This window comes from Clostridium sp. chh4-2, assembly GCF_002899675.1.
Lineage (GTDB): Bacteria > Bacillota > Clostridia > Lachnospirales > Lachnospiraceae > CHH4-2.
Genome location: NZ_PKUU01000025.1, coordinates 49,677 through 74,551 on the forward strand (window position 1 = coordinate 49,677; position 24,875 = coordinate 74,551).

At 48.4% G+C, this 24,875-nt stretch carries 23 protein-coding genes; 20 read left to right on the forward strand and 3 right to left on the reverse strand.

The window, feature by feature from the left end; all coding sequences use genetic code 11:
* Positions 1-133: 133 nt before the first annotated feature.
* On the reverse strand, positions 134-1,528 hold the full coding sequence (locus C0033_RS21675) for a sodium-dependent transporter (RefSeq protein ID WP_103230010.1): 1,395 nt from the start codon (positions 1,526-1,528) through the stop codon (positions 134-136).
* 368 nt (positions 1,529-1,896) lie between these two features.
* Here C0033_RS21675 and C0033_RS21680 point away from each other — a divergent pair, with 368 nt between their 5' ends.
* From C0033_RS21680 to C0033_RS21710, 7 genes are read left to right on the forward strand one after another with little or no spacing between them, the layout of a single operon-like run.
* Positions 1,897-2,793, forward strand: a complete 897-nt coding sequence (locus C0033_RS21680; RefSeq protein WP_242984573.1) for a sugar ABC transporter permease — start codon at positions 1,897-1,899, stop codon at positions 2,791-2,793.
* Positions 2,790-3,623, forward strand: a complete 834-nt coding sequence (locus C0033_RS21685) for a carbohydrate ABC transporter permease (protein WP_103230011.1) — start codon at positions 2,790-2,792, stop codon at positions 3,621-3,623. Before C0033_RS21680 ends, C0033_RS21685 begins: the two co-directional genes overlap by 4 nt.
* Positions 3,624-3,675: 52 nt before the next feature.
* A complete protein-coding gene (locus C0033_RS21690; protein WP_180994849.1) occupies positions 3,676-5,094 on the forward strand; it encodes an extracellular solute-binding protein in 1,419 nt (472 codons plus the stop codon).
* Positions 5,095-5,112: 18 nt separating this feature from the next.
* Entirely contained in the window at positions 5,113-5,925 is an 813-nt protein-coding gene (locus C0033_RS21695; protein WP_103230013.1) for an HAD family hydrolase, read from the forward strand.
* Positions 5,922-6,821, forward strand: coding sequence for a sugar phosphate isomerase/epimerase family protein (locus tag C0033_RS21700; RefSeq protein ID WP_103230014.1), 900 nt, complete (start codon positions 5,922-5,924; stop codon positions 6,819-6,821). Before C0033_RS21695 ends, C0033_RS21700 begins: the two co-directional genes overlap by 4 nt.
* Before the next feature lie 22 nt (positions 6,822-6,843).
* A complete protein-coding gene (locus C0033_RS21705; RefSeq protein ID WP_103230015.1) occupies positions 6,844-7,983 on the forward strand; it encodes an SIS domain-containing protein in 1,140 nt (379 codons plus the stop codon).
* A gap of 12 nt (positions 7,984-7,995) precedes the next feature.
* A complete protein-coding gene (locus C0033_RS21710; RefSeq protein ID WP_103230016.1) occupies positions 7,996-8,400 on the forward strand; it encodes a secondary thiamine-phosphate synthase enzyme YjbQ in 405 nt (134 codons plus the stop codon).
* A gap of 64 nt (positions 8,401-8,464) precedes the next feature.
* On the opposite strand, the gene C0033_RS21715 is transcribed toward C0033_RS21710, so the two are convergent.
* Complete coding sequence (locus tag C0033_RS21715; RefSeq protein WP_103230017.1) at positions 8,465-9,250, reverse strand: GntR family transcriptional regulator; 786 nt, start codon at positions 9,248-9,250, stop codon at positions 8,465-8,467.
* Positions 9,251-9,337: 87 nt separating this feature from the next.
* Between C0033_RS21715 and C0033_RS21720 the strand changes: the two genes are divergently transcribed.
* The 6 genes from C0033_RS21720 (at position 9,338) to C0033_RS21745 (ending at position 16,087) form a co-directional block, all read left to right on the forward strand.
* Positions 9,338-10,357, forward strand: a complete 1,020-nt coding sequence (locus C0033_RS21720) for an ADP-ribosylglycohydrolase family protein (protein WP_103230018.1) — start codon at positions 9,338-9,340, stop codon at positions 10,355-10,357.
* 277 nt (positions 10,358-10,634) lie between these two features.
* The gene (locus C0033_RS21725; RefSeq protein WP_103230019.1) at positions 10,635-12,011 is read left to right on the forward strand and encodes a monomethylamine:corrinoid methyltransferase; all 1,377 of its coding nucleotides are present in this window, start codon (positions 10,635-10,637) and stop codon (positions 12,009-12,011) included.
* 26 nt (positions 12,012-12,037) lie between these two features.
* The gene (locus C0033_RS21730) at positions 12,038-13,591 is read left to right on the forward strand and encodes a xanthine/uracil/vitamin C permease (protein WP_103230020.1); all 1,554 of its coding nucleotides are present in this window, start codon (positions 12,038-12,040) and stop codon (positions 13,589-13,591) included.
* A 14-nt stretch (positions 13,592-13,605) separates the two neighbouring features.
* Positions 13,606-13,875: a hypothetical protein gene (locus C0033_RS21735; protein ID WP_103230021.1), complete on the forward strand. Its 270-nt coding sequence runs from the start codon at positions 13,606-13,608 to the stop codon at positions 13,873-13,875.
* Between the two features lie 631 nt (positions 13,876-14,506).
* The gene (locus tag C0033_RS21740; RefSeq protein WP_103230022.1) at positions 14,507-15,361 is read left to right on the forward strand and encodes a 3-isopropylmalate dehydrogenase; all 855 of its coding nucleotides are present in this window, start codon (positions 14,507-14,509) and stop codon (positions 15,359-15,361) included.
* 12 nt (positions 15,362-15,373) lie between these two features.
* Entirely contained in the window at positions 15,374-16,087 is a 714-nt protein-coding gene (locus C0033_RS21745; protein ID WP_242984574.1) for a peptidoglycan recognition family protein, read from the forward strand.
* Between the two features lie 120 nt (positions 16,088-16,207).
* On the opposite strand, the gene C0033_RS21750 is transcribed toward C0033_RS21745, so the two are convergent.
* Positions 16,208-17,113, reverse strand: a complete 906-nt coding sequence (locus C0033_RS21750) for a LysR family transcriptional regulator (protein ID WP_103230023.1) — start codon at positions 17,111-17,113, stop codon at positions 16,208-16,210.
* Between the two features lie 468 nt (positions 17,114-17,581).
* Here C0033_RS21750 and cobI point away from each other — a divergent pair, with 468 nt between their 5' ends.
* The 7 genes from cobI to hemC all read left to right on the forward strand — a co-directional run bounded on the left by cobI (position 17,582) and on the right by hemC (position 24,866).
* Complete coding sequence (gene cobI, locus C0033_RS21755) at positions 17,582-18,277, forward strand: precorrin-2 C(20)-methyltransferase (protein ID WP_103230024.1); 696 nt, start codon at positions 17,582-17,584, stop codon at positions 18,275-18,277.
* 79 nt (positions 18,278-18,356) lie between these two features.
* Positions 18,357-19,085, forward strand: a complete 729-nt coding sequence (gene cobJ / locus C0033_RS21760) for a precorrin-3B C(17)-methyltransferase (RefSeq protein WP_103230025.1) — start codon at positions 18,357-18,359, stop codon at positions 19,083-19,085.
* A 99-nt stretch (positions 19,086-19,184) separates the two neighbouring features.
* A complete protein-coding gene (locus C0033_RS21765; protein WP_103230026.1) occupies positions 19,185-19,955 on the forward strand; it encodes an adenosylcobinamide-GDP ribazoletransferase in 771 nt (256 codons plus the stop codon).
* Entirely contained in the window at positions 19,952-20,902 is a 951-nt protein-coding gene (cbiB, locus tag C0033_RS21770; protein ID WP_103230027.1) for an adenosylcobinamide-phosphate synthase CbiB, read from the forward strand. Before C0033_RS21765 ends, cbiB begins: the two co-directional genes overlap by 4 nt.
* Positions 20,903-20,931: 29 nt before the next feature.
* Positions 20,932-21,720 carry a sirohydrochlorin cobaltochelatase gene (locus C0033_RS21775; protein ID WP_103230028.1) on the forward strand — a complete coding sequence of 263 codons (789 nt, stop codon included), beginning with the start codon at positions 20,932-20,934 and terminating at the stop codon, positions 21,718-21,720.
* A gap of 2 nt (positions 21,721-21,722) precedes the next feature.
* Complete coding sequence (gene cobM, locus C0033_RS21780; protein WP_103230029.1) at positions 21,723-22,475, forward strand: precorrin-4 C(11)-methyltransferase; 753 nt, start codon at positions 21,723-21,725, stop codon at positions 22,473-22,475.
* 3 nt (positions 22,476-22,478) lie between these two features.
* Positions 22,479-24,866: a hydroxymethylbilane synthase gene (gene hemC / locus C0033_RS21785; RefSeq protein WP_103230030.1), complete on the forward strand. Its 2,388-nt coding sequence runs from the start codon at positions 22,479-22,481 to the stop codon at positions 24,864-24,866.
* The last annotated feature ends 9 nt before the right edge of the window (positions 24,867-24,875 follow it).

A 24,875-nucleotide genomic window follows, 5' to 3' on the forward strand; every position in this document is an offset into this window, starting at 1 on the left:
ATTCATTTTGCGAAAAAGGCCGGTTAAACAGCTGGAAAACGTGGAATGAGGAACGGAGCGTTCTGCTCCGTTCCTCATTCCACGTTTTTTGTGCCTTTCGGCTGATTAGAATTTTCATACACCTATTATATACCTATGACAAGCCCTGCCCCTTGCCCAAAGTAAAGTAGAGAATCACCACGATTACGGCTGGAGCCATAAACCGGACGGAAAATGCCCATATTTTTTTGAGGGCAAACGGATGACCGGAAGTTTCCAGTTCCCTGGAGGCATTTTTTGTTCCCCAGATCCATCCGGTAAAGAGGCAGAAGCACAGAGCTCCCAACGGTATCATCAGGTTATCCGTGAATTTTTCCATGGCGGCGTTCATGGGAATCCGGTGTAGGCCGTTGGTGAAATCAAACCACGGAAGGCGGATGTCCACAGCTCCCTGGGACAGGGAATAACCGGCGCTGAGAACGCTCATAGGAACCGCTAAAAAGAGGGTGGCCTTTAACCGGGACAGATGAAATTCCTCGGTCAGCCAGGCGATACAGCTCTCCAATATGCTGATGGCGCTTGTTAAAGCCGCTAAAAAAAGCAAAAGGAAAAATGCGAACCCTAAAAATCTCCCGCCCGGAAGCCGGCTGAATATCTCCGGAAGGGCCATGAAGGCAAATCCTCCGCCCATACCCATGCCTTCCGGTCCTGCGGTCAGATAGACTACCGGGATGATGGCAAGGCCGGAGAGAATGGCAACCAGGCTGTCCAGGACGCAGATGCAGCCTGCGCTTTTTGCCAGGCTTTCCGTCTTAGGAACATAGGAACCATAGGTCACCATAATGCCCATTCCCACGCTCAGGGAGAAAAAGGCCTGTCCTAAAGCGGCCACCACAGTATCCCCGTTAAAATGCGCCGGGTCCACTCTCAGCATGAATCCAAGCCCCTCTTTGGCTCCGTCCAATGTAAATGCATAGATCACAATTCCCAGAAGAAGAACGAAAAGGCCGGGCATCAGAATCTTGCTGACCCGTTCGATTCCCCCGGACACTCCGTGCACCACCACATAGATGCACATAGAAAAGAATGCGGCCGCCCACAAAAGAGGTTCCACCGGTTTTGATATAAAGCCGGAAAAATACGCGGTGAACACGCTCGCTCCGTCGGCTGCAGAACCAAAATCAGCGCTCGATAAATAAACCCAGACGTATTTCATAACCCATCCGCCCACGATGGTATAATAGGAAAGAATCACAAATAAGGTCAAAACCCCGATTCCTCCTGCAAAACTCCAATGGCGGTTTAGCTGCCTGAATGCACCGATCACATTTTTCTGGGTGCTCCGTCCGATGGAGAGTTCAGCCAGCATGACAGGAAAACCGATGAAAGCCACGATTAAAATGTAGCAGATTAAAAAAGCCCCTCCGCCGTTTGCAGCCACTTTTCCGGGGAATTTCCAGATATTTCCCAATCCGACGGCGCTTCCCGCGGCGGCCAATATGAAGCCTAAGTTGCTGGCCCATTGGCTTCGTTTTTGTTTTTGTTCCATGATAACCCCTCATTCTGCCTTACCGGAGACCTGTTTTCTTAAACCTCCGGTGGTAAGGCTTTTCATAAAATAAGCCGGCAATCCGGCGAAATATCGTGTTTATTTTATCACAGCCTCTTCGATGCGTCTACCCTCTTAAAGAATCCGGCCTGACGGCCAAACCCCTCCCACGGACTATGAATGGTACCGATCTTATATAAATAAATGTTATGATAAAGCTCCTTATGTGAAATTTGTGTAAAATGTCCAACTTGTATTGACATTCCTATATACTTATGATACATTTATTACAAGTTAACACATATTATAAAAGTATAACAAGATGAAAAAGGGGTCATTTGTTTCTCACACAAGAAAGGAGGACGTCGATGAACGATTCACCGATGATTGCAGGAAGAGGGAAAAAGAGATTTTCTAAAAAGGTTGAGCCGTTTCTTTACTTACTGCCGGCTGCAGCATTTTTTGCGGTTTTCACTTTTTACCCGTTTGTCAAAACGATTTACAGCAGTTTCTTTTTAGTCAATGCAAAAGGGGAGATCAGAAACTTTGTCGGCATGGAGAATTACATCCATGTATTGTCTGATCCAAAGTTTATTAAGTCAATCGGTAACACACTCATTTATGTGGCCTTGTCTTCTCCGGTAGCGATTATAATCTCTCTGGTGCTGGCCATGCTTTGCTGCAAGAAGACAAAAACATCTTCCATCTATGAGACGATGTTTGCCATCACCATGGCCATGTCATTATCCGTAACGGCCATGATCTTTAACCTTCTCTATAACCCGACAATTGGAGCGTTAAACCATCTGGTAGGCCAGAAGATCCGCTGGCTGGGCGATCCCAAGATTGCGATGATTTCCCTCAGCATCATAGCGGTGTGGATGAACATCGGTTACAATTTCCTGTTTCTTTTGGCGGCGGTCAGAGGTGTTCCGGCTGAACTTTTGGAAAGCGCGGAAGTGGACGGCGCCGGGACGGTGAAAAAGGCGGTTAAGATCGTGGTTCCCCTCATTTCCCCAACCGTATTTTTCCTGATCTGCAATTCATTGGCGAAGAATATGATGATGTCCGGGCTGGTGCTGATTCTGACGGAAGGCGGGCCGCAGGGTTCCACCCAGACCATGATTTCCTATATGTTCCAGCAGTCCATTAATAACCAGAATTATAATGACGGATATGCCGCTGCAATCATCGCATTCATTCTCACATTTGCGGCTATGTGCCTGAGTTTTGCATTTGAGAAGAAAGGGGTGCATTACCAATGACAAGTAATCCAAGAAAGCGTTTTTTCAGTATCCTGTTTCAGGTCTTATGCATAGCGGCAGGCTGCATTGTTATCTCGCCGATTCTTTATGCGGTCAGCGTTTCCTTCATGGATTCCGATCAGATTCTGAACACGGAATTGTCTCTGCTCCCGCGGAGAATCCAGTTTGAAAACTACAAGATTGCCCTGAGCACCACTCCGTTGATCCGCTATATGTGGAACTCCCTGGTGATTGCGGGAAGTTCCAGCCTGATCCGTGTGCTGACGGCCAGCATGGCGGCATTTGCATTCGCATTTCTGACTTTCAGAGGGAAAAATGTGATTTTCATGCTGTTCATGGCCACCATAATGGTTCCGGCGGACTGCCTCTTGGTTACCAATTACCAGACCGTCTCCAAGCTGGGGCTGATCAATACATACATCGGCATGATGATCGTCTTTTGCGCATCGGCCCTCAACATCCTGATGATGAGACAGAATTTTCTGTCATTTTCCAATGAACTTTATGATGCGGCCAATGTGGACGGCTGCGGAAACTTCCGCTTTTTCACCAGGATACTGCTTCCGCTTAACAAGTCAGTTCTGACTACAGTATTCATATCCGCTTTCATCGGCACCTGGAATACATACCTCTGGCCGATGCTGGTGACGAATAAAAATGATATGAGAACCGTGCAGGTGGGAATCACCATGTTAAACTTCCCCGACGGTACGGTATACGGCCCCATCATGGCGGCTGCAACAATTGTTTTGGTGCCCACGATCTTAGTTTTCATCATCTTTAAAAAGCAGATCGTAAGCGGCATTATGGTAGGTTCTGTTAAGGGATAAACCCAGAAAATACAGAAAAAAGAAGGAGGAAATTACACTTATGAAGAGAGCTATGAGTATCTTATTAGCAGCCGCTATGACAGCGGGACTGACCGCATGCGGCGGATCAGGAAGTGCGCCGGAACCGGCAAAGAGCAGTGAAGCAGCAACAACGGCAGCAGCAGGAAGCGAAGCGGCCAAAGAAACGAGCCAGTCCGAGGCGGGCGGCGCTGTGAGAGTGGAATACTGGCATACCATGACGGGAGCCAATGAAACGGCAATTAACGCAGTAGTGCAGAAATTCAATGAAACCGTTGGCAAAGACAAAGGCATCACGGTGGAATGCATTTTCCAGGGCGACGATATCAATGAAAAGTTAAAGACCTTGTATCAGGCCAAGGATACGGCCAATTTCCCGGACTGCGCCATGATCGCCAATGCAGGAATTCCTTCTATTAAAGACTATGAGCAGGTGATTCCCACAGAAGATATGTATGCGTCGGGAAAAGATGTGACGGTAAAGAAAGAAGACCTTCTGCCAAATGCGGCCAGAGCGGCCAGCTATCAGGAACGGATGATCGCCATGCCGTTTAATGCATCTGCAATTCTTCTCTATTATAACAAAGATATGTTTAAAGAAGTCGGACTGGATCCGGAAAATCCGCCTGCAACCATCGCAGATATGGCGGACTGCATAGCCAAATTGATGCAGAAGGACGATAAAGGCCAGGTTACACGTTACGGTCTTAATGTGGCGGTCAGACGTTACCAGCTTGCAAACTGGATCGGAATGCAGGGCGAATACAACTTCTTTGGAGACAACGAAGGCGGCCGCACCGGAATGATGAGCAAGGTCACATTCGGCGAAGACGGAACGTTAATGAATTACTTAAATGAATGGGATAAAGTGGTTAAAACAGGCGGATATAAAGAAGTGGAAGACAACATCAACGAAGAATTCTCCATGCAGTTATTCGGAATGGCAGTTATGTCTTCCGCACGTATCGGCAAGATCACAAGCTTAGTGGGAGATAACTTTGACTGGGGAACCGCATACCTTCCAAAGGTAAGCGCAGATGACAAAGGCGGAGTAGCCGTAGGCGGTTCCAGCACAGTTATGTTCGACCGCGGAAATCCGGATGTTGTGGATGCGGCCTGGATCTTTACCCAGTATCTGACAAGCCCCGAGGCACAGTATGATTTCTGCAGCGCGACCGGATATATCCCGGTTAATAACGGTACATACGACCTGGATGAGATGAAGACCTTCCTGGAAGAAAATGATAAGTTTGCGGTTGCATGCGATGAACTGAGAAATTCCAATCCAAACGTACAGGAACCATTTGATATCATCAACTGGGAAATCGACGGAATCATCCGCGACAACATGGAATTGTTCGGAAGCGGACAGCAGGATATTCAGACCACCCATGACAACATTGTCAATGACTGCAACGATAAACTTTCCAACTATGTAAGAGCAAATCAGTAAAAGAAAAGGAAATCTGTTATGGTAAAACTAGTTGTCAGTGATATGGACGGCACGCTTTTAGCCCAGAACTCGGTTCTGGGCGGGCGAGCCGTCAGGATGATTCAAAAGCTGAAGGAGAAGGGCATTCTTTTTACGATGGCCACCGGCAGAAGCCAGTGCCTGAGTGAAAAATATGAGGAACTCCTGGGGCTGGAAATCCCCTATATCGCCTGTAACGGCGCTGTGATTTTACAGAGGGGAAGAATAATAAAACAGCATCAGATCGCTTTAAAGGGGCTGCGCTCTCTTATAGAAGAGGCAGACCGTCTGGATATGTCCGTGGTGTTCAGTATAGGCGGCAGCGAATTTTACTATAAAGAAACTCCATGGATTTTAGATCAGAGAAAAGAACAGGGGTATTATCAGGACCCCATGATACTTTCAGAGGAAATCTGGAATCACACGCTTTTGGAAAAGCTGATGATTATGGATAACCGCCGTACCGGACGGATTGCGCTGATGGAAGAGCTGTGCAGGAAGCTTCCGCCCGAATACGGCTTTACAAGATATACGGATATGTCGGTTGAGATCGTAAACTGCCGGGCCACCAAGGCCAGCGCCGTTCAGTTTCTGGCCGGCTATCTGGGTATCGGAATGGAAGATGTGCTGGCAATCGGCGATCATAAAAATGACTGCGAAATGCTGAAGGAAGCGGGAATAGGGGCTGCCGTGTCCAATGCGATTCCGGATGCAAAGGAGTGTGCTGATTATGTCGCTTCCGAAGATCATTTGGACGGAGTGATGGAGGCAGTGCGGGTGTTTTGCAGAATAGATACAGAGGAGGCATCATGAGACTATCAACATCAACATGTATGTATTTTAACCGCCCGGGTGGAATAAAGGCGTCGGTCACCGATTCCATCCGCCGGATATCAGAAGCCGGTTACCGGGTTCTGGACATGAATTTCCATGATTTTTCCACCTTTCAGACACCCTTTCGGGAGGATGGCTGGGAAAGATGGCTGGATCAGGCCATGGAGGCGAAGGAAACGTGCGGGATTGAATTTTCCCAGGGGCATTCCCATTTTTACAACTACTGCGATCCGGGCATAAAGGACAAAGAATATCTGGACGAACTGATCCGCAGGGGAATTGTGTCCGCAGGGCGTTTGAAGATCAAATGGCTGGTCATTCATGCGGGAACGGATTTCGATTCGGCCACTCCGGTGAAAAGTTCGAAACAAAAGGCATTGGAATATTTTAAACCGGTGATTGAACTGGCGGCAGAAAACGGGGTGGGCATTGCGATTGAAAACCTTTGGGATCTCAACATTTCACCCAAAAGGCGTTATACCACAACGGCGGAAGAACTGGTGGATCTGGTGGATTCCCTTCCCTATGACAACGTTGGGATCTGCTGGGACGCGGAACATGCCAGCATCATGCAGCAGAGCCAGACAAGCGCCCTGAACCTGATTGGAAACCGTTTAAAGGCCACCCACATCTCGGATCATAACGGGAAAAATGACGACCACATCCTTCCTTTCATGGGCGCTACGGATTGGAAGGAGATTATGGAAGCCCTCAATGCGATCGGATATCAGGGCGACTTTACGTATGAAACCCACCGCTATACCCAGGCTGTCCCGGACGAAGTGATTCCGGCGGCCCTCAGGTACAGCTATGAGCTGGGACAGTATCTTTTGTCCCTGGTTCAGCCGGATTCAGATAAAATAAATGCCGTTTAGACGGCAGTGCAGGAGGAACAATATGAGTGCTACATACGACAATGCAATGAGGCGCCAGGTCATGAGCCTTCCGGAACTGATGGATGCTCAGTATGCGGATTTGGAGCCTAAAACAAGAAATATCTTATCATTTCAGGAGATCTATTCCTGCCAGAGAATTATTCTGACAGGGTGCGGAGATTCTTATGCGGCCACCATGGCAATGAAGCCCATGTTTGAGATTCTGACCGGCATTAAAGTGGATTTAATTCCGGCCCTGGAACTCTGCCGCTATACCCCGGAGAAACTTTTAACCGGCAATGCGTTCAGCCCTCTCGTGATCGTCGTCAGCAATTCCGGCGGTGCAGCCCGTTTATCGGAAGCAGTTCAGCGCTGCAACAAATACGGAGCGTTCACCATGGCAATCACCGGAAAACCGGAATCTCCGGTGGGAATGCAGGCAAAACGCGTACTTCAGCTGGAAATCCCCAGGTTTGAGAGCGCTCCGGGAACCCGTTCCTATCTGGTATGCCTGATGGCGCTGGAATTATTAGCCATCCGCATGGGAGAAGTGAGAGGCAGATATCCGATGGATCAGGCCTCTGTTTACCGCCACGAAGTGAGGGATCAGGGTAAGGCGCTGGCTGACATGATGCCTCAGATCGACGCCTCTGTATTAGAGATCGCCGAGGCGTGGAAGGATCTTCCTGCATTTGATTATGTGGGAGCCGGATTTGATTATGCGACAGCTTGGTTTGGCCATGCAAAGATGATGGAAGCTACGGGAAGATATTCCATGCACATTAATTCGGAAGAATGGTTCCATTTAAACTGTTTCTTAAAGAATGTGGACCAGGTGGGAACCGTTGTTGTGGCAAATACCACCAACCCGGGCCTGAGCCGGACGAAAGAGATGATAAAGGCGGCGGCCGGCATGGGAAGAAAGCTGATGATCATAACGGATGGAACGAAAGAAGATTTCGGCGTGGACGCCTATTATGTCCGGGTGCCGAAACCCGGAACTCCATACAGCATGCCGCTGACCCAGTTTGTGCCGGTGTGCCTGCTGGCAGCCTATCTGATGGCTATGGGAGATGAAAAACAATGCCGCGGCTGTACCGGACCATGGGAATTCTGCCAGGGTGCGGCGGGACTTAAAAACAGTGAGATCGTAATAATTTAACAGGAGGCCGCTATGCTGAAAAAATATGATTTACAGACAGAATATAATGATGTGATTAATATAACGGACCAGGTGAAGGAGGCCGTATCCGAAAGCGGAGTGAAATCAGGGCTTTGCCTGGTGTTCAATCCCCATACCACCGCGTCCATGACCGTGACTTCCTTCTGGGACCCCAAAGGTTTTGAGGATCTTCAGGATGAGATCTGCCGCCTGATCCCTACTAAAGTGGATTTTAAACATCAGCACGACACGCCGCAGGACGCGGCCGGACACGTGAAATCCTCCCTGATGGGAGTGGAGATGTGCTTTATTGTAGAAGACGGAAAGCTTCTTTTAGGCGGTTCCCAGGGAATCTTTTTCCTGGAATTCGACGGCCCCAGAAAACGGAAATTCTACGTAAAGGTAATCGAAGGATAAAATAAAGCCATAAAAATGCCCTGGCAGACGGCATATTCCATTCATGCTGCCTGCCAGGGTATTTTTATAAAATTTTATTGTCAATCTGATAAGAACCGCCGACATTCTTTAAAGTGAGTTTGAAGCGCACCGCGTTGCCGATCCAAAATGTGCTGGAAAGCTCCAACGGAGTCTGGTCTTCCAAAACGGACAGGCCGTTAACCAGCATCAGCGGAGAATCCGGAGAGATATCCAGAAGATGCGTTTCCTCCAGAGTAGGGCGGGTCACTTCAATCGTATCATCCACCTCTGCGGCGATCAGGTTATAATCGTGAGCCAGGGTGGCAGAAAGCTTATTATTGGGAATATCGATGGATTCGATTCCCGGCACAAAATGGGATGGAATCCAGGACTTTCCTAAAGCAACCGGCTTTCCATTGGAATAATAGAGCCTGGAAAAATAAAAAACAGGAGAGCCCAAAGGGATCTGAAGCGGGCCGCAGATTTCTGCCGAAGCCTCTTTAATCACATACTGCTCAACTTTCTCGGCCGTAATATTATAGGACTGGAGGCCGCCGGAGTTAAAACGTTCGCTGGACACCAGATTATAGCTCAGGTTATGGACAAATGGGGAACGGATTTCATTGACAACCGCCGGCTTTCCCTGCTGGCGCTTGATGAATCCATCCCGTTCCAGCTCTTTTAAAGCCTGCCGGATGGTGATCCTGCTGACCTTATATTCGTCGTTCAGTTTTGCTTCAGAAGGAATTGGCCGTCCCACAGCCCATTCATGGATGGAGATGCGTTTTTTCAGATCGTTATATACCTGATAATACGCAGGGATGGGAGAGTTCTTATCAATGGAATGCATAAATTCACCGCACTTTTCTTTTAATCTTAATTAATTGATTATAAGAGAAAAATACATAAAAGTCAATGATTACAGGAGGTAGCAAACATGAGTATTACATTAGAAAACAGGGTATTAGGGTCTCTTTACGGCATGGCCACCGGAGACGCATTGGGGGTTCCGTCATCCACTTATCCGCAGAAGCAGGTGGAGGACACATGGGGCTGGATCGACACCTTTTATCCGCCCGCTCCGGGACACATTTTCCACGACGGCTTAAAGTCCGGAGAATATACCGATGACACGGAACAGGCGCTGGCGCTGATGCATTCATTCATCCGCAACAAAAAAGTGGTTCCCCACGATGTAGTAAATGAAATCATCAAATGGGCGGACCGTGTGAAAGGAAAATATGCCAGCCCGTTGGGCCCCAGCACCGAACGCGCGTTAAAGGCCATCCGGGAAGGCGCCGATATCCATACTTCAGGTATAAACGGCAATACAAACGGTTCCGCTATGAGAATCAGCCCGGTGGGCATCATTCACGGAATCAGGAAGTCCGGCTGTGAAGACCTGGTAAAAGACGTTTACATGACCTGTATGCCGACCCATAACACCGATGTCTGCGTATCCTCTGCCGCCGCAATCGCAAGAGGTGTTGCAGTATGCCTGATGGGAGAAACGGATCTGGACAAGATCGTGCTGGAAACTCAGAAAGCCGCCGACTTAGGCGCCGCTTACGGCAATAAAATCTGTGCGCCGTCCATTTCCAAAAGAATTGCCCATGCCTGTGAGATCGTAAAGAAAGCGGAAACTCCAAAACAGGCCCTGAAAGATCTTTATGATATCTACGCGGGGATGGATTTGGCCGCCGATTCCATACCGGTTGCCGTAGCTCTTTTTGTTCTCGGCAAAGGCAATGTAAAACTGGTCAATGAATACTGCGTGAATTTCGGCGGAGACTGCGATACCAACGCAGCTATGGCCGGAGCTATGGCCGGAGCCTATTCGGGAATCGAAACTGTGCCTGCGGATTGGGTAGAGACCATTAATAAAGTGAATGATATCGATTTGTCGGTCTATGTACCGCAGCTGATCGAACTGGCAAAGGACTGGACGGTAGCATAAGGAAAAGAGCGGAGTCCGGCGTCAGAAGATTAAAATGGAATATATTAGCAATACTTATATATAATAGTTAAAACAAAATATGACTAATTAATACTTTCCTTCTTGAGAAACTTTACCATTGTGCTATAATCAAGTTAATTGATAAAGTTTGGCAAGTAAATAAAAGGACGGGAAGCCTGATTGTAATTCTAAAATTTCAATCAGGCCTCCCGTCCTTTTTTTATTTCATAAAAAATGCGATATAAAAACAATTCACGAAGGAAGAAGGAGGAAGCACATGACAGCAAAAGAGTATCTGTCGATTTGGCAAAGAGGGGAAGAAGGAGAGAAGGTATCAAAAGAGGACTGGGATCTGGATTACATTGTGGATGGAGTTCGGGAACTGGTGGAAGATTATGATTTTACCTGGGACAAACAGGTGATCATCCCGACTGAGGACAAGCTGTTTGATGACATGTTTGAAGCCGCAAAGAAATTCCTGGCTCACAATGGTGTGTTCAACATGTCCACCGGACGCATTATGTCTCTGTCTGAAGAGGAGATAGAAGAGGGGATCAGTAATATGAAGACCTCTCTTGTGATGGGAGAGGGAAAAGACGCGGTGACCTTAATCGCAAGGGAAGTGGAGGACAGAAGAGAACCCTTAGTATGGGCCGGAAATCCCGGATGTCCCACGCCGGAACGCCTCTATTATCCCATCATTTTAAGCTCTGCCAAAGAGCCTGTGATCGACCTTTTAACCTGCGGTTCTCTGGTGGATGTGGACGGCTATCAGGTAAAAAGCGGGGCGCCCACAGAACTGATTGCGGTCAGAAGAGAGCTGGAATATCTTCATAAAGCCCTTGCGGAAGCAGGAAAACCCGGCATGGGGCTTTTGGCGGCAGAAAGCGCGGTGACGGAGATGGGAGATCTGGCGGCTTCCTGTGAAAAACGCCTCCGTCCTTGTGATTCCCACCTGACTGCCATGTTCAATGAACTGATCGTGGATAACGGAAACCTTGTGAGAGCAGCCAATTCTCTGGATTACGGAATGAGAAATGCTTCTCTGGCCTGTACCATGGTGGGCGGCCTTGCCGGAGATGCCCCGGGGGCCACTGTGGTTATGATCGCTTCCATGCTGGCGGCCAATATCGTGTATATGGCGGATTACCATCTCTGCCATCCGATCCACATCCGGGATATCGCCACAACGGCAAGAGGCTGCCTCTGGCTTCAGGCGGTGCTCTGCCAGACATTTGCCAAAAAAGCTCCTGCGATCATCGTATGCGATCTGTGGCCTGCAAGCGGCGCTTATACAAAGGAACTCTTATACGAAGTGGCAGCCAATTCCATCGTGGTATCCGTATGCGGCGGACATCTGGAAGGGGTTGGATCAGCCAACGGGAACCTGCCTAATGGAACCGGTCTGGAAGTGCGCCTGATGGGAGAAGTGGGAAAAGCCGTCGCAAGACAGGGCATGACCCGGGAAAGGGCCAATGAGATCGTATTAAAACTACTGGAAAAATACGAACATGTATTTTCCATGGAAGGCGGAAATCCGGGCCGCAGCTTTGAAGAATCTTATAACATGGAAACAATCGAGCCGGTGGAAGGATGGCTGAAGATGTATGAGGAAGTGAAACAGGAACTGGCAGAGATGGGGATTGAGTTTTAGGCTTTGTGCACAAAGGAGAAAATGAGATGAAAACGAATAATATCAGCCTGTTTAAAAGAGAAGACGTGGGCGGAGTTGTCTATGCATTTGTGGGAAATCTGGTTAACTATATTATCATTATCTATGCTTTAAAAGGGATCGGCTGGACGGATGATATCATCTATGGAAGGGTGGTTCCGGGCCTGTCCATCGGGCTCATGGCCAGCGGAATCGTCTATGCGGTTATGGGATGGAATCTGGCTAAGAAAACAGGAAAAAATGACGTGACCGCTCTTCCGTCAGGCGTGTCCACACCGGCCATGTTTGTCTATCTGTACGGAGTCATTTATCCCCTGTCTTATGCGGGACTTGCGCCGGAAGAGTGCTGGACCGCTGCTGTGGCCGCATGTTTCCTGGGCGGAGCAATCGAACTTCTGGGCGGTTTTGTTGGACCTTATATCAGAAAATACGTTCCAAGAGCGGCCATGCTGGGAAACGTGGCAGGAATCGGACTGGTTTGGATGGCTACGGTAGGCTTATTCGAAGTTTACCATGATCCAATTCTGGGCATGCCGGTACTGCTGATCGCATTAATCGGTTTAATCGGCGGTTATGTGTTTAAGAAAAAGATTCCTATGCTTTTGGTATCCGTGGTATTTGGCGTGGTCTATGCAATCTGTCTCGGACGGGTGAACGTGGATACGTCCACCATCGGCTTTGTTGTGCCGTTTTTCTCAGGCGCTCATATTATAGCGGGATTTAAGATGATCGTGCCGTATCTGGGCATCATCATCCCCATCGAAGTGTATAATTTCATCGAAACAATGGACAATGTGGAGTCTTCCATAGCTGCAGGAGATGAATACAATGTGGGCCATGCCCAGATCGCAGACGGCTGCTGTACCATGCTTTCCGCTTTATTCGGCGGCATTATTCCAAACACCGTATGGCTTGGCCATCCCGGACTGAAAAAGAGCGGTTCAGGAATCGGTTTTTCCTGGGTGACCGGACTGCTTTTCGGAGCTTCCGCTTTGTTTGGCGTTTATGGGTTCTTCGATTCCCTGATGCCTGCGGTAATCGCTTCCATAACCTTTTTATGGTGCGCAATTCTCATGGTGGTTCAGTCCTTTACCGATGTTCCGAGAAGACATGGGGCCGCGGTGGCAATTGCACTGATCCCTCATATTGCGGATGTGCTCTATACTTATGTGAGAGATGCGCTGGGAAGCTTCGGCATATTCATTGAAGAAGGACTGACTATGAACTCTTCCGATCAATTTTCTCAGGCAATGCTGGATTACGGCGTGACCTGGCACGGTGTTTATGCGATGAGAAGCGGAGCGATCCTAACCAGCATTATGTGGGGCGCTGCCGTGGTATTTATCATCGACCGCAGACTTGATAAAGCGGCATATGCGCTGGTAATTGCCTCAGTGCTTTCCTTTTTCGGTTTCATGCATTCCACCGGGCTGGGCTGCGGCCTGAATACCATGAATTTCCCGTATGCGGTGGGCTATTTAATCAGTGCGGTCATTTGCTTCATCATTCATAAAACACAGAAGAAACTGATGGATGTGCCGCGCAGATACGATTACGTATAAGGAGGAAATGGAACATGGATGCAAAATGTGTGAGAGTATTAAGACCCTATGACGATTCAGATAATCATAAAAGAGTGGTATATATTGACGAAGATGCCAGATATTCTTTGATGAAGCAGTGGGGAGACACCGTCTTTATCAGAGGCAGAAGGGACATTAAAGACGTTGAGATACAGCCCTTAAAAGCGATGGACCAGGAAGGATTTATCGCAAGGATGGGGAAGGATCTTTTGGATGAGGTGTACGTGGAATACGGGGAAGAGGTTATGCTGAGCAGGGAATAAAAAGACTTTGTGACGGCGAAAATACGCCGGAAAAGAGGTGGGATCGGGAATGGGCCGGAGATGCGGCTCATTCCCGATCCTTTTCGTTTCCGGCTGTTTTTCGGCAGCATTTTGTAATGGAAAGATTTCCTTCACAAAAGAGGAGAAATATGTTAGAATAACGGTTAAACGAAAAAATACGATCTGTCTGTTAAAGCGGGGATTTCAAACATGAAATCCTAATTCGCAAGAGTTTCTATTATGGATAAAAATCTGGTATCCTATCATCCTATCTATCTTTCAAAAAGAATTTGGTTCCTATCAAATTTGATCCTAAAAAATCCAATTATTTTATACGAATCCTATAATGAATCTACATTCTTTTTTGCGGTATCTGACCGCTTTCTTTGGGCCGTTTCGGCCGCAGTTTTCCATTAAATGATGTTACTATGGTTTTTAGAAAAATCCTGCACGTTTAGAAGTGCTTATGCCCGAAAACGGAACAGGAAAGGCCGTATAAACTGCCGGAGCCAGGCCGGACAGCAGAGATTCCCGGAGCTGTGAATAATAACTAAATGATCAAAAATGCAGGAGGTGATGCAGAGCGTAACTTGATTCTGTCAAAAAAAGATAATATAATGAGGAGAGACAAATGAATACAGAATATTTGCAGTGGCATCCCGCTTTTTATGCTGCGGCTCAGATCGAGTTTTCAGAAGAACGGGAAAAGCTTTATTTTGAAGACGAACACCAGCTCAGCAAAAAGCCGTTATTGATCGACACTCTGATTATAAAAGTCAGAAATGGCGGCCGGATACGGAAAAATATTGGAAAGATTTTCAGAGAGCATAATATTATAGAATATAAGAGCCCTGAAGATTATCTCAGCATTAACGATTATTATAAGGTGCTGGGGTATGCGTGTCTATATCAGGCCGATACGGAACGGGTCTGCCAGATATCGCCGGAAGAGATCACAATCACCTTTGTATGTACCCATTTCCCCAAAAAACTGGTGTCGTATCTGATCAATCAGAAAAAATTAACGGTTACCTGTGAGGAGGCGGGAATTTACTACATAGAGGGAGCTGTTTTTCCGATGCAGATGATTGTGGTCAGCCGGCTGTCACCGGAACATAATTTCTGGCTGAGCCGTTTGAGAAAAGATTTAACAATAACCGATGATATCGAAAAATTGGCAAGGGAATACAGGACGAAAAGAAACAGTCCGCTGTATTCGGCGGTTATGGATGTACTGATGAGAGCAAACCATGATGCGGTAGAGGAGGCGAAAGATATGTGCGATGCGATCAGAGAGTTGTTTGCAGATGAATTGAAGGCTGGAATGGAGAAAGGAATCGAGCAGGGAATTGAATGCGGCATAGAGCGTGGAATTGCCAGGGCCAAAACGGTTTTTCGCATGCATGCCCAAGGCAGCACGCCGGAGGAGATTGCCAAAGCATGTGGAATTACAACAGATGAAGTTCAAAAAATCTTGACAGATTAGTAAGAGGTGCTTGTGGGAAAAGACGAGATTGACAGACAGATTGAATTACAAAGGAAAATACGGGAACGGAGACAAAAGAGGATGAAGCGCCTGCGCCGGAAGAGGAGGATTCTGATCGCCGTTTTGGCAGGGATCTTTTTGGTCATCCTCTTAGGCATTGTCTGGCTGGTGGAGGTAATACGAAAGCCGAAGCAGGTGGATTTGGATACGGTTGAAATGCCAAGCTGGATCGAGCAGAATTTTATCAGGGTCAATGAGTTTTCCAGGCCCGGTAAAAAGCTGGAACGGGTCAACGGCATTGTCATTCACTATGTGGGAAATCCCGGCACTACCGCCATGCAGAACAGGAATTATTTCGACAGTTTGGCGGATCAGACCGGAGATAATAAGGTATCGGTGAGCAGCAATTTCATCATCGGATTGGAAGGTGAGATCGTTCAGTGCATGCCGCTGGACGAAGTGGCATATGCATCCAATCAAAGAAATTCGGACACCATCTCCATCGAATGCTGCCATCCGGACGCCACAGGAGAATTTACACCGGAAACTTATGAATCCATGGTGAAGCTGACAGCCTGGCTCTGTAAAGAGCTGGATCTGGATGCAGGCGATGTGATCCGGCATTATGATATTACTAAGAAAAAATGTCCCCTTTATTTTGTAGACCACAAAGACGCGTGGAAACAGTTCCGGTCGGATGTGAAAAAGAAGATGGGGGAGAAATAAAATGCATTCAGGCGGTATAACCAGACCCTTTCGGAATTTCCGGAAACGGGATTGGCTATACCGCCTGATTCATTACGCCTGGCATGGATTTTCGCCCATAATTGAGAAAAAACTGAATAATTACGAGGTTTTAATATAGTGAGCTTCCAAAAGCTCCGTCAGATATGCCACGGCAGGATTGTCCATTAGCTGCGGCTGATAACCGATGATATTATAGCGCTTCATCTGAGGCGACATGGAATACAGATTCACATTCCTCAGCTCGCCGATACAGGAGCCGGGAATAAAAGAGACACCCACCCCGGTGGAGACCAGGCCGCAGATGGACTGAATATTGTCCATATAGCCGAAGACTTTGGGCCGAAATCCCAAAGGCCGGATTAACGTGTCCACAAGCATCTGCATGGAAGACCCTTTTTGTGTCAGAAGAAAGTTGTCATTGGCAAAATAATCCTTCAGGTCCTCTGCTGTGACGCTGTAGCTGAAGCTGGGATGGATCAGGGAAAAATGATGGCTTTTGGGTACTGCCAGATACAGCTCTTCCGTCCCTAAAAGTTTGCTTTCCTTGAAAAAATCATCGGTGCGGAGTGTGGTTGCCAGACAGAAGTCCACCTCTTTATCAGCCATCCGCTGCCTCATGGGAAGAGAAAAGCTTTCCGTTATTTCCAGCATAATGCCCGGATACCGTTCCTTGAAGATGGGAATCACCTTAGTTAACAGGCGGATTGCCCACTGGGAGGTGGTTCCGATGACCAGATGCTCCTGGTAAGATAAGTTTGCAATGTTCTGATAGAGCCGCTTTTTCAAACTCATCATGGTCTGGGCGGTCTCTACATAGAGCTCGCCTGCCGGTGTCAGCGTCAGCCCCTTTGCAGTGCGGTAAAAGAGAGGGGTTCCCACTTCCGTTTCCAGCTTATTTAAATACTGGCTCAGAGACGACTGGGAGACAAACAGCTTATCGGCGGCTTTTCTCATATTCTGTTCTTTTGCAATGGTGATGATATATTCCAGATATTTTGTATCCATAACTCTTTTATTCTCCAATCCATCGAATACTTCAGCAGCATTTATTTCAAACAAGCGGTTATGGCCGCAGTTAAGCCATAGATCGGTGTTTTTATTGTACCATATCCGCTAGCGGCCATGGTATGCTCCGCAGGAATTTAGCGCCTGGATTTCTGCGGTGAACACAGAAACCAGTATGCGCAAGTACAATAATCGCTCTGCGATTATTGTACCATACAACCAATACGCCGGGAATGCTAAAAAAGGTTAAAAAATTACAAAGATAATACAAGAAAGCAAAAGCTGTGGACGTTAAAATGTATAATATGATATACTGGTTTCTTAGTGGAAATAATGCTGTTCATAACCCCGCGGGCCTCTGCCGTCAGGCCGGGTTCCGTCGGTTTGCAGCCCCTTTCCGGTTACGGTTTCGGGCATGAGCATTTCTAATATGAAAAAGAGAACCTTCAGGTTCAGGGAGAGATAAAAATGACAGGAAAATTATATGGTATCGGCGTAGGCCCGGGAGATCCGGAGCTTTTGACCTTAAAAGCGGTGCGCCTGATAAAAGAATGCGATAAAATAGTAGTTCCGGGAGAGGATTACAAGACCAGCGTGGCCTATAAGATCGCCTTGGAAGCGGTGCCGGAGCTGGCCGAAAAAGAGGTGTGCGGAATTCCCATGCCGATGACAAAGGATAAAGCCGTTTTAGAAGAAAATTACAGACAGGCAGCAGCTGAAATTACCGGATGGATGGACCGGGGAAATGACGTGGGCATTTTGAATCTGGGAGATGTGACCGTTTACTCCACCTGCCTTTACATTCATAAGCTGGTAAAAGAGGCGGGCTATTCCACCGAACTGGTGAATGGGATTCCATCCTTCTGCGCCGTAGCGGCCAGGCTGGATATGGGGCTTGTAGAGCGTTCTCAGCAGCTCCACGTGCTTCCGGCATCCTATCAGATTGAAGAAGGGTTAAAGCTGCCGGGAACAAAAGTGCTCATGAAGTCAGGCAGACAGATCGGCAATGTGAAAAAACAGATAAAAGAGCTGGGCATGGAAGCCGTGATGATCGAAAACTGCGGGATGGAGGATGAAAAGATTTATCGGACCACAGATGAAATCGATGAAAATGCGGGGTATTATTCCCTGATGATTGTGAAAGAGCAGGAAACGGTTCAGTAGGCGGGTGCATTTACTGAACAGACTGTAAGAAATCATAAAAGAACAAACGCGCCGCATTAGCGGCAGATTGAGAGGAAAGATGAAGCAGATCTATGTTGTGGGCATAGGCCCTGGCAGCTATGAACAGATGACAATAAAAGCGGCGGAAATTTTAAAATCCTGCGATCTGATTGTGGGATACACCGTATATGTGGATTTGATTAAAGAGTATTTTCCGGATAAAGAGATGATGACAACGCCCATGAAAAAAGAAGTGGAGCGCTGCCGCCTGGCGTTTGAAGAAGCGGACAAGGGAAAAGACGTGGCAATGATATGCAGCGGCGACGCAGGCGTGTATGGGATGGCAGGGCTGATGTATGAGATCGGAACTGAGTATCCGGACTGCCGGATTACGGTAGTGCCAGGCGTCACTGCCGCAGTTGCGGGCGGAGCAGTTCTCGGAGCGCCGCTGATCCACGATTTTGCCCTGATCAGTTTAAGCGATCTTCTGACCCCGTGGGAGAAGATCGAAAAGCGTTTGGAATGCGCTGCCATGGCGGATTTTGTGGTCTGCCTTTACAACCCTTCCAGCAAGAAACGCCATGATTATCTGCAGAAAGCCTGCGATATCATGATGCGCTATGCATCGGAAGATACGGTCTGCGGAATCGCAGCCAATATTGGACGGGAAGGGGAAAACGGAAGGACGATGTCATTAAAAGAGTTGAGGGATACGAAGGTGGATATGTTCACCACCGTATTTATCGGTAATTCACAGACAAAAGTAGTGGACGGCCACATGGTAACTCCAAGAGGGTATTTGATTTAATGTTACGGTTCACAGTTTCTGCAAACTTCCAAAACCGGACCGGACGGCAGAGACCGCCGGGGCTGTGAATAACGATTTAATAGAAATGAGGACGGCTGAATGACTATTATCAAATCAATGGTAATTGCCTGCGCGATGTATTCGAAGATACCCATGCCCAAAGTGGACTGGAATGAAAAAAATATGAAATACGCGCTTTGCTTTTTCCCTCTGGTGGGTCTTCTGGAAGGCGCGGCATTTTTCGCATTTTACTGCCTGTTGGGATATATCAACGCAGGAGAGCTTTTTAAGGCATCTGTTTTGTGCGCAGTTCCGGTTCTGATCACAGGGGGAATCCACATGGACGGTTTTCTGGACACCATGGACGCGTTAAGCTCCTACCAGACCAGGGAACGAAAATTGGAGATATTAAAAGATTCCCATACGGGGGCATTTGCAATTATCGGCTGCGCCGTTTATATGGTGCTGTATCTGGGCGGTGTGAGCGGCTTAAAGGATGCACAAAGCTGCCTGCTGATTTCGCTGGGATTTGTGATATCCAGGTCTCTGAGCGGCCTTTCTCTGGTCCTTTTTCAGGGGGCGAGAAAGAACGGCTTGGCTTATACATTTTCAAGTTCTGCCCACAAGGCGGTTACCAGGGGAGTGCTGGCGGCTGTTTTCATAATCTTCACCTGTCTGGCTTTAAGAATGAACATGATTGCTGGCAGCATTATGACAGCAGGGGCGGTTTTCGTGTTTTTCTATTACCGTTTCATGTCATATAAGGAATTTGGCGGAATCACAGGAGATTTGGCGGGATTTTTCCTTCAGATCTGCGAATTGGTGATGCTCTATTCCGTAGTCATTGCGGAAGGATTGAGACAACTATGAATTTACATATAGCGGCGCTGGGGATCGGATTTATCCTGGATTTGATGTTCGGCGATCCCAGATGGATGATCCATCCTGTCTGCCTGATGGGCAAAACGATATCATGGGCAGAGAAAACAGTGAGAAGAATCGCAAAAGATGAAAAAAAGAAACTGCTGGCAGGAAGCGTATTTTTGTGTGCAGGAAATGTGATTTTCTGGACGGGACTGTCCTGGCTGCTGTGCAGTCTTTTATATAAAGCCGGTCCGGGCGTGGGCCTGGCCGGAGAGAGCTTTTTGTGCTATCAGCTTTTAGCCGTAAAAGGCTTGAAAAGCGAAAGCATGAAGGTGTATCAAGCTTTGAGATACGGGACAATTGAAGAGGCCCGCCATGCGGTTTCCATGATAGTGGGCCGCGATACCCAGGACTTAGATAATGCCGGGGTGACAAAGGCCGCAGTGGAAACGGTGGCGGAGAATCTGTCGGACGGGGTGATTGCACCTCTGCTTTTCATGGCAGTCGGCGGAGCTCCGTTGGGCTATTTTTATAAAGCGGTGAACACCATGGATTCCATGGTGGGGTATAAAGACGAAAAGTACCTTTATATCGGAAGAATTCCGGCGAAGCTGGACGATGTTTTAAATTATATTCCGGCCCGGATTTCCGCACTTTTGATGATCCTTACGGCCCCGCTTGCCGGGCTGAACGGAAAAGACGCATTTAGGATTTGGAGAAGGGACGGCAGAAATCATGCCAGCCCCAATTCGGCTCAGACAGAGGCAGCGGCAGCAGGAGCGCTGGGGGTGCAGCTGGCAGGAGATGCGTATTATTTTGGCAAGCTTTATAAAAAGCTGACCATCGGAGATAAAAAGAGAGAAATTGAAATCGAGGATATCAAACGGATAAACAGGCTGCTCTATATAACGTCGGCGGCCGCGATGCTGATTGTTCTGGCAGTCGGCATTTAACATCTGTACGGCTATAAAAGGAGGATAAAATGTTAAACAGCAAAGAGGCGATTCTGGTTGTCAGCTTTGGAACCAGCCATGAAGATACGAGAAAAAAGACCATCGACGCCATCGTAAATGAAGTCCGCATCGCCCATCCGGAATGCAGCATCTATGAAGCCTGGACCAGCGGGATGATCATACGGAAAGTGGGAAAAGCAGGATATCATATGATGACTGTGAGCGAGGCGATGGAACAGATCGTAAAAGACGGCGTCACCCGCCTGACAGTCCAGCCCACTCATGTGATCAACGGCATTGAAAACGACCAGATGAAAAAGGACGTGATGGCCTTTCAGGAGCAGTTAGAAGAGATCCGCTTTGGAACGCCTCTTCTCACCTGTGAACAGGATTCCTTTTACGTGATCGACACGCTGATGGAAGAGTTTGGGCCGCTGGAAGAAAAGACCGCGCTGGTATTTATGGGCCATGGAACCACGCATTATGCCAATACCATTTATGCCGCGCTGGATTATCAGTTTAAAGATAAAGGATATCCCAATGTATTTGTGGGAACGGTGGAAGCTTATCCATCCATGGAAACGCTGCAGAAGCATTTAAAGGAAGGCGGCTATGAAAAGCTGATTCTGGCTCCGTTCATGATCGTGGCCGGGGACCATGCGAAAAATGACATGGCAAGCGACGATAAAGAGTCCTGGAGAAGCCAGTTAGAAGGCGCAGGCTACGAAGTGAGTTGCCTGCTGAAAGGGCTTGGAGAATATAAAGGAGTCCGCCGTCTGTTTTTAAAACATATAGACCAGGCGGAAAAGGAGGGCTGATCATGGTTCATTTTATAGGAGCGGGTCCGGGAGATCCGGAACTTTTAACAATAAAGGGGAAACGTCTGATCGATGAGGCGGATGTGATTATCTATGCCGGTTCGCTGGTAAATCCCCAGGTATTAAAGGATGCGAAAAAAGAGGCAAAGATCTACAACAGCGCCAGTATGAACCTGGACGAAGTGATCGAAGTGATGAAAGAGGCTGAAGAAAAGGGTCTGACGGTGGCCCGGGTGCATACGGGTGATCCGGCTGTATACGGAGCACACAGAGAGCAGATGGACCGTCTGGACCAGCTTGGCATTGAGTACGACGTGGTTCCGGGAGTCAGCTCATTTCTGGCTGCGGCTGCGGTGCTGAAAAAAGAATATACCCTTCCGGGGGTCAGCCAGACGGTGATTCTGACCCGGATGGAGGGGCGCACCCCCATGCCGGAAGGAGAAAAGCTGGCTGATCTGGCAAAACACCAGGCTACGATGATCATATTTTTAAGCGTGGGACAGATTCAACTGCTGTCGGAGACGCTGAAGGAATCATACAGCCAGGATACTCCCGTTGCGGTGGTTTACAAGGCCACCTGGGAAGACCAGAAGATTGTGGCCGGCACTCTGAAAGATATTGCCGGAAAGGTGAAGGAAGCCGGTATTACCAAAACGGCTCTGACCGTTGTGGGCGGCTTTTTAGGAGATGACTATGAGCTGTCCAAGCTTTACGATAAACATTTTACCCATGAATACAGGAAAGGAATCGATTGAGGGATGATAATACGGATCGGAACAAGGAAAAGCAAACTGGCAATGGTTCAGACTGAGATTGTAAGGCGTGAGATTGAGTCCCGGTTTCCGGAAGCGGAGATCGTGATCGTGCCCATGTCCACAAAAGGGGATAAGATTCTGGACCGCTCCCTGACCTCATTTGGAGGAAAAGGGGTATTCACAAAAGAGCTGGAAGAGGCCCTTTTAAACGGTGAGATCGATATGGCTGTCCACAGCGCCAAGGATATGCCCATGGAATTTCCAAAGGGCCTCTGCATGGGCGCGGTGTTAGACCGGGCAAATCCGGGCGACGTGCTGGTGACCACTACAGGAATCAGGGCTGTGGATTTAAAAAAGGGAAGCGTGATCGGAACCAGCAGCCTGAGGCGGGAACTTCAGTTCAAGCGCGTGAATCCCCAGGTACGCATTAAGATGCTGAGGGGCAATGTCCAGACCCGGCTGGAAAAGCTGAGACAGGGCGAGTACGACGGCATCCTGCTGGCCGCGGCAGGCTTAGAACGGCTTGGAATGGAAAAACCGGAGGGATTTTATCTGGAATATCTGGATAAAGAGCAGTTCGTTCCGGCTCCGGGACAGGGGATTTTAGCGGTGGAGATCAGGGAAGGCGGATTACCCGATATCATGAAGGGCATCCATTCAAAAGAGGCGGCCGTGATGTTAAAGGCGGAGCGGGAGTACCTTACCCTGTTGGGAGGCAGCTGCAACGCTCCCTGCGGAGCTTACTGCCGCCGGGAAAAAGACGGCTTAATGATGACAGCCATGTATGCAAAAGACGGGATTCATCCGGTTTATAAGAGCATGTACCGGGACGGATATGAGGAAGAGGACGGTAAAAAACTGGCGGAATGCCTGGCCGCCCAGGTCAGTTATAAAACTGTGTCTTTGGTGGGCGCAGGACCCGGAGATAAGGGACTGCTGACCAGAAAGGGCCTGGAATGCGTGCGGAAAGCGGATGTGATTGTTTATGACAACCTGATTTCCCCATCCATCCTCAACGAAGCCTCGCTGGACGCTGAGCTCATCTATGCAGGAAAGCGTTCCTCCAACCATCACCTGACCCAGGATAAGATCAATGAAGTGCTGGTGAATCAAGCGGCATCAGGCAAATACGTGGTCCGTTTAAAGGGCGGAGACCCTTATATATTCGGAAGAGGCGGAGAAGAAGCGCTGGAACTGAAAAAGCATGGAATTCCATTTGAGATTGTTCCGGGAATTTCATCTTCCTACAGCGTGCCGGCTTATGCGGGCATTCCGGTTACACAGAGAAACATGGCATCCTCATTCCATGTGATAACGGGACATGAGGGAAATCATAAAGACACGGAAGTGTTAAACTATGCAACGCTTGCCAAGGAAGAGGGAACATTAATCTTTCTGATGGGCCTTCACAATCTGGAACGCATTGCGAAAAAACTGATAGAAAATGGCAAAGATCCGGCCACTCCGGCCGCCGTCATCTCCTCAGGAACCACAGGGCGGCAGAAAAAAGCTGCTGCAACCCTGGAAACCGTGGTGCAGGCGGCGAAGGAACAGCAGATCGAGACACCGGCCATTACGGTCATCGGCCAGGTGGTGAACCTGGAAGAAGAGCTGGAATGGTTTTTGAAAGAGCGCTTATCCGGAACCAGAATCCTTTTGACGGGAACCAGGCATATGGTTAAACAGCTGGAAATGGAACTGGACCCATTGGGGGCGGAGACCATATCGCTGAGCCTGGTGGAGACAAAACCCCTGGTATCAGAGGATGCGTTAAATGCTGTCCGCCGGATGGAAGAATACCAGTGGATCGTATTTACCAGCATAAACGGAGTGAACCTGTTCTTTGACATTCTGCGCAGAGAGCATATCGATTTGAGAAAACTGATGCACCTGAAATTTGCTGCGGTAGGAAAGAGCAGTGCAAAGGCGCTGGAAGATCAGGGATTCATCTGTGATTTTCAGCCGTCGGTCTATTCCGGCGCAGCCCTGGCCCGGGAATGGGTGCCAACCCTGGATACCGGCGTGAAAGTGATGTTTGTGCGGGCAAAGGATGTATCAAGCGCTCTGCCGGATGCCTTAAAGGCGGCCGGCATAGAGTACAAAGATCTTCCGCTGTATGAGACATGGACGGATGAGCGCAGAAAAGAGGAACTGAACCGCATTATAAAAGATGTGGACTACATAACAGTCGCCAGCGGCTCGGCCGCGAGAGCGCTTAAAAATATGCTGGATGAAACGAACCGGCCGGAGGCCAGAATCATTTCCATCGGCCCTTCCACCACAGAGGAAGCGAAAAAGGCCGGACTGGAAGTTTACGATACGGCGGCGGAATACACGGCGGCCGGAATTGCTGAGGCGATTTTGGCGGACCGGTTAAAAGAGCTTCGTTAACTCCGAATG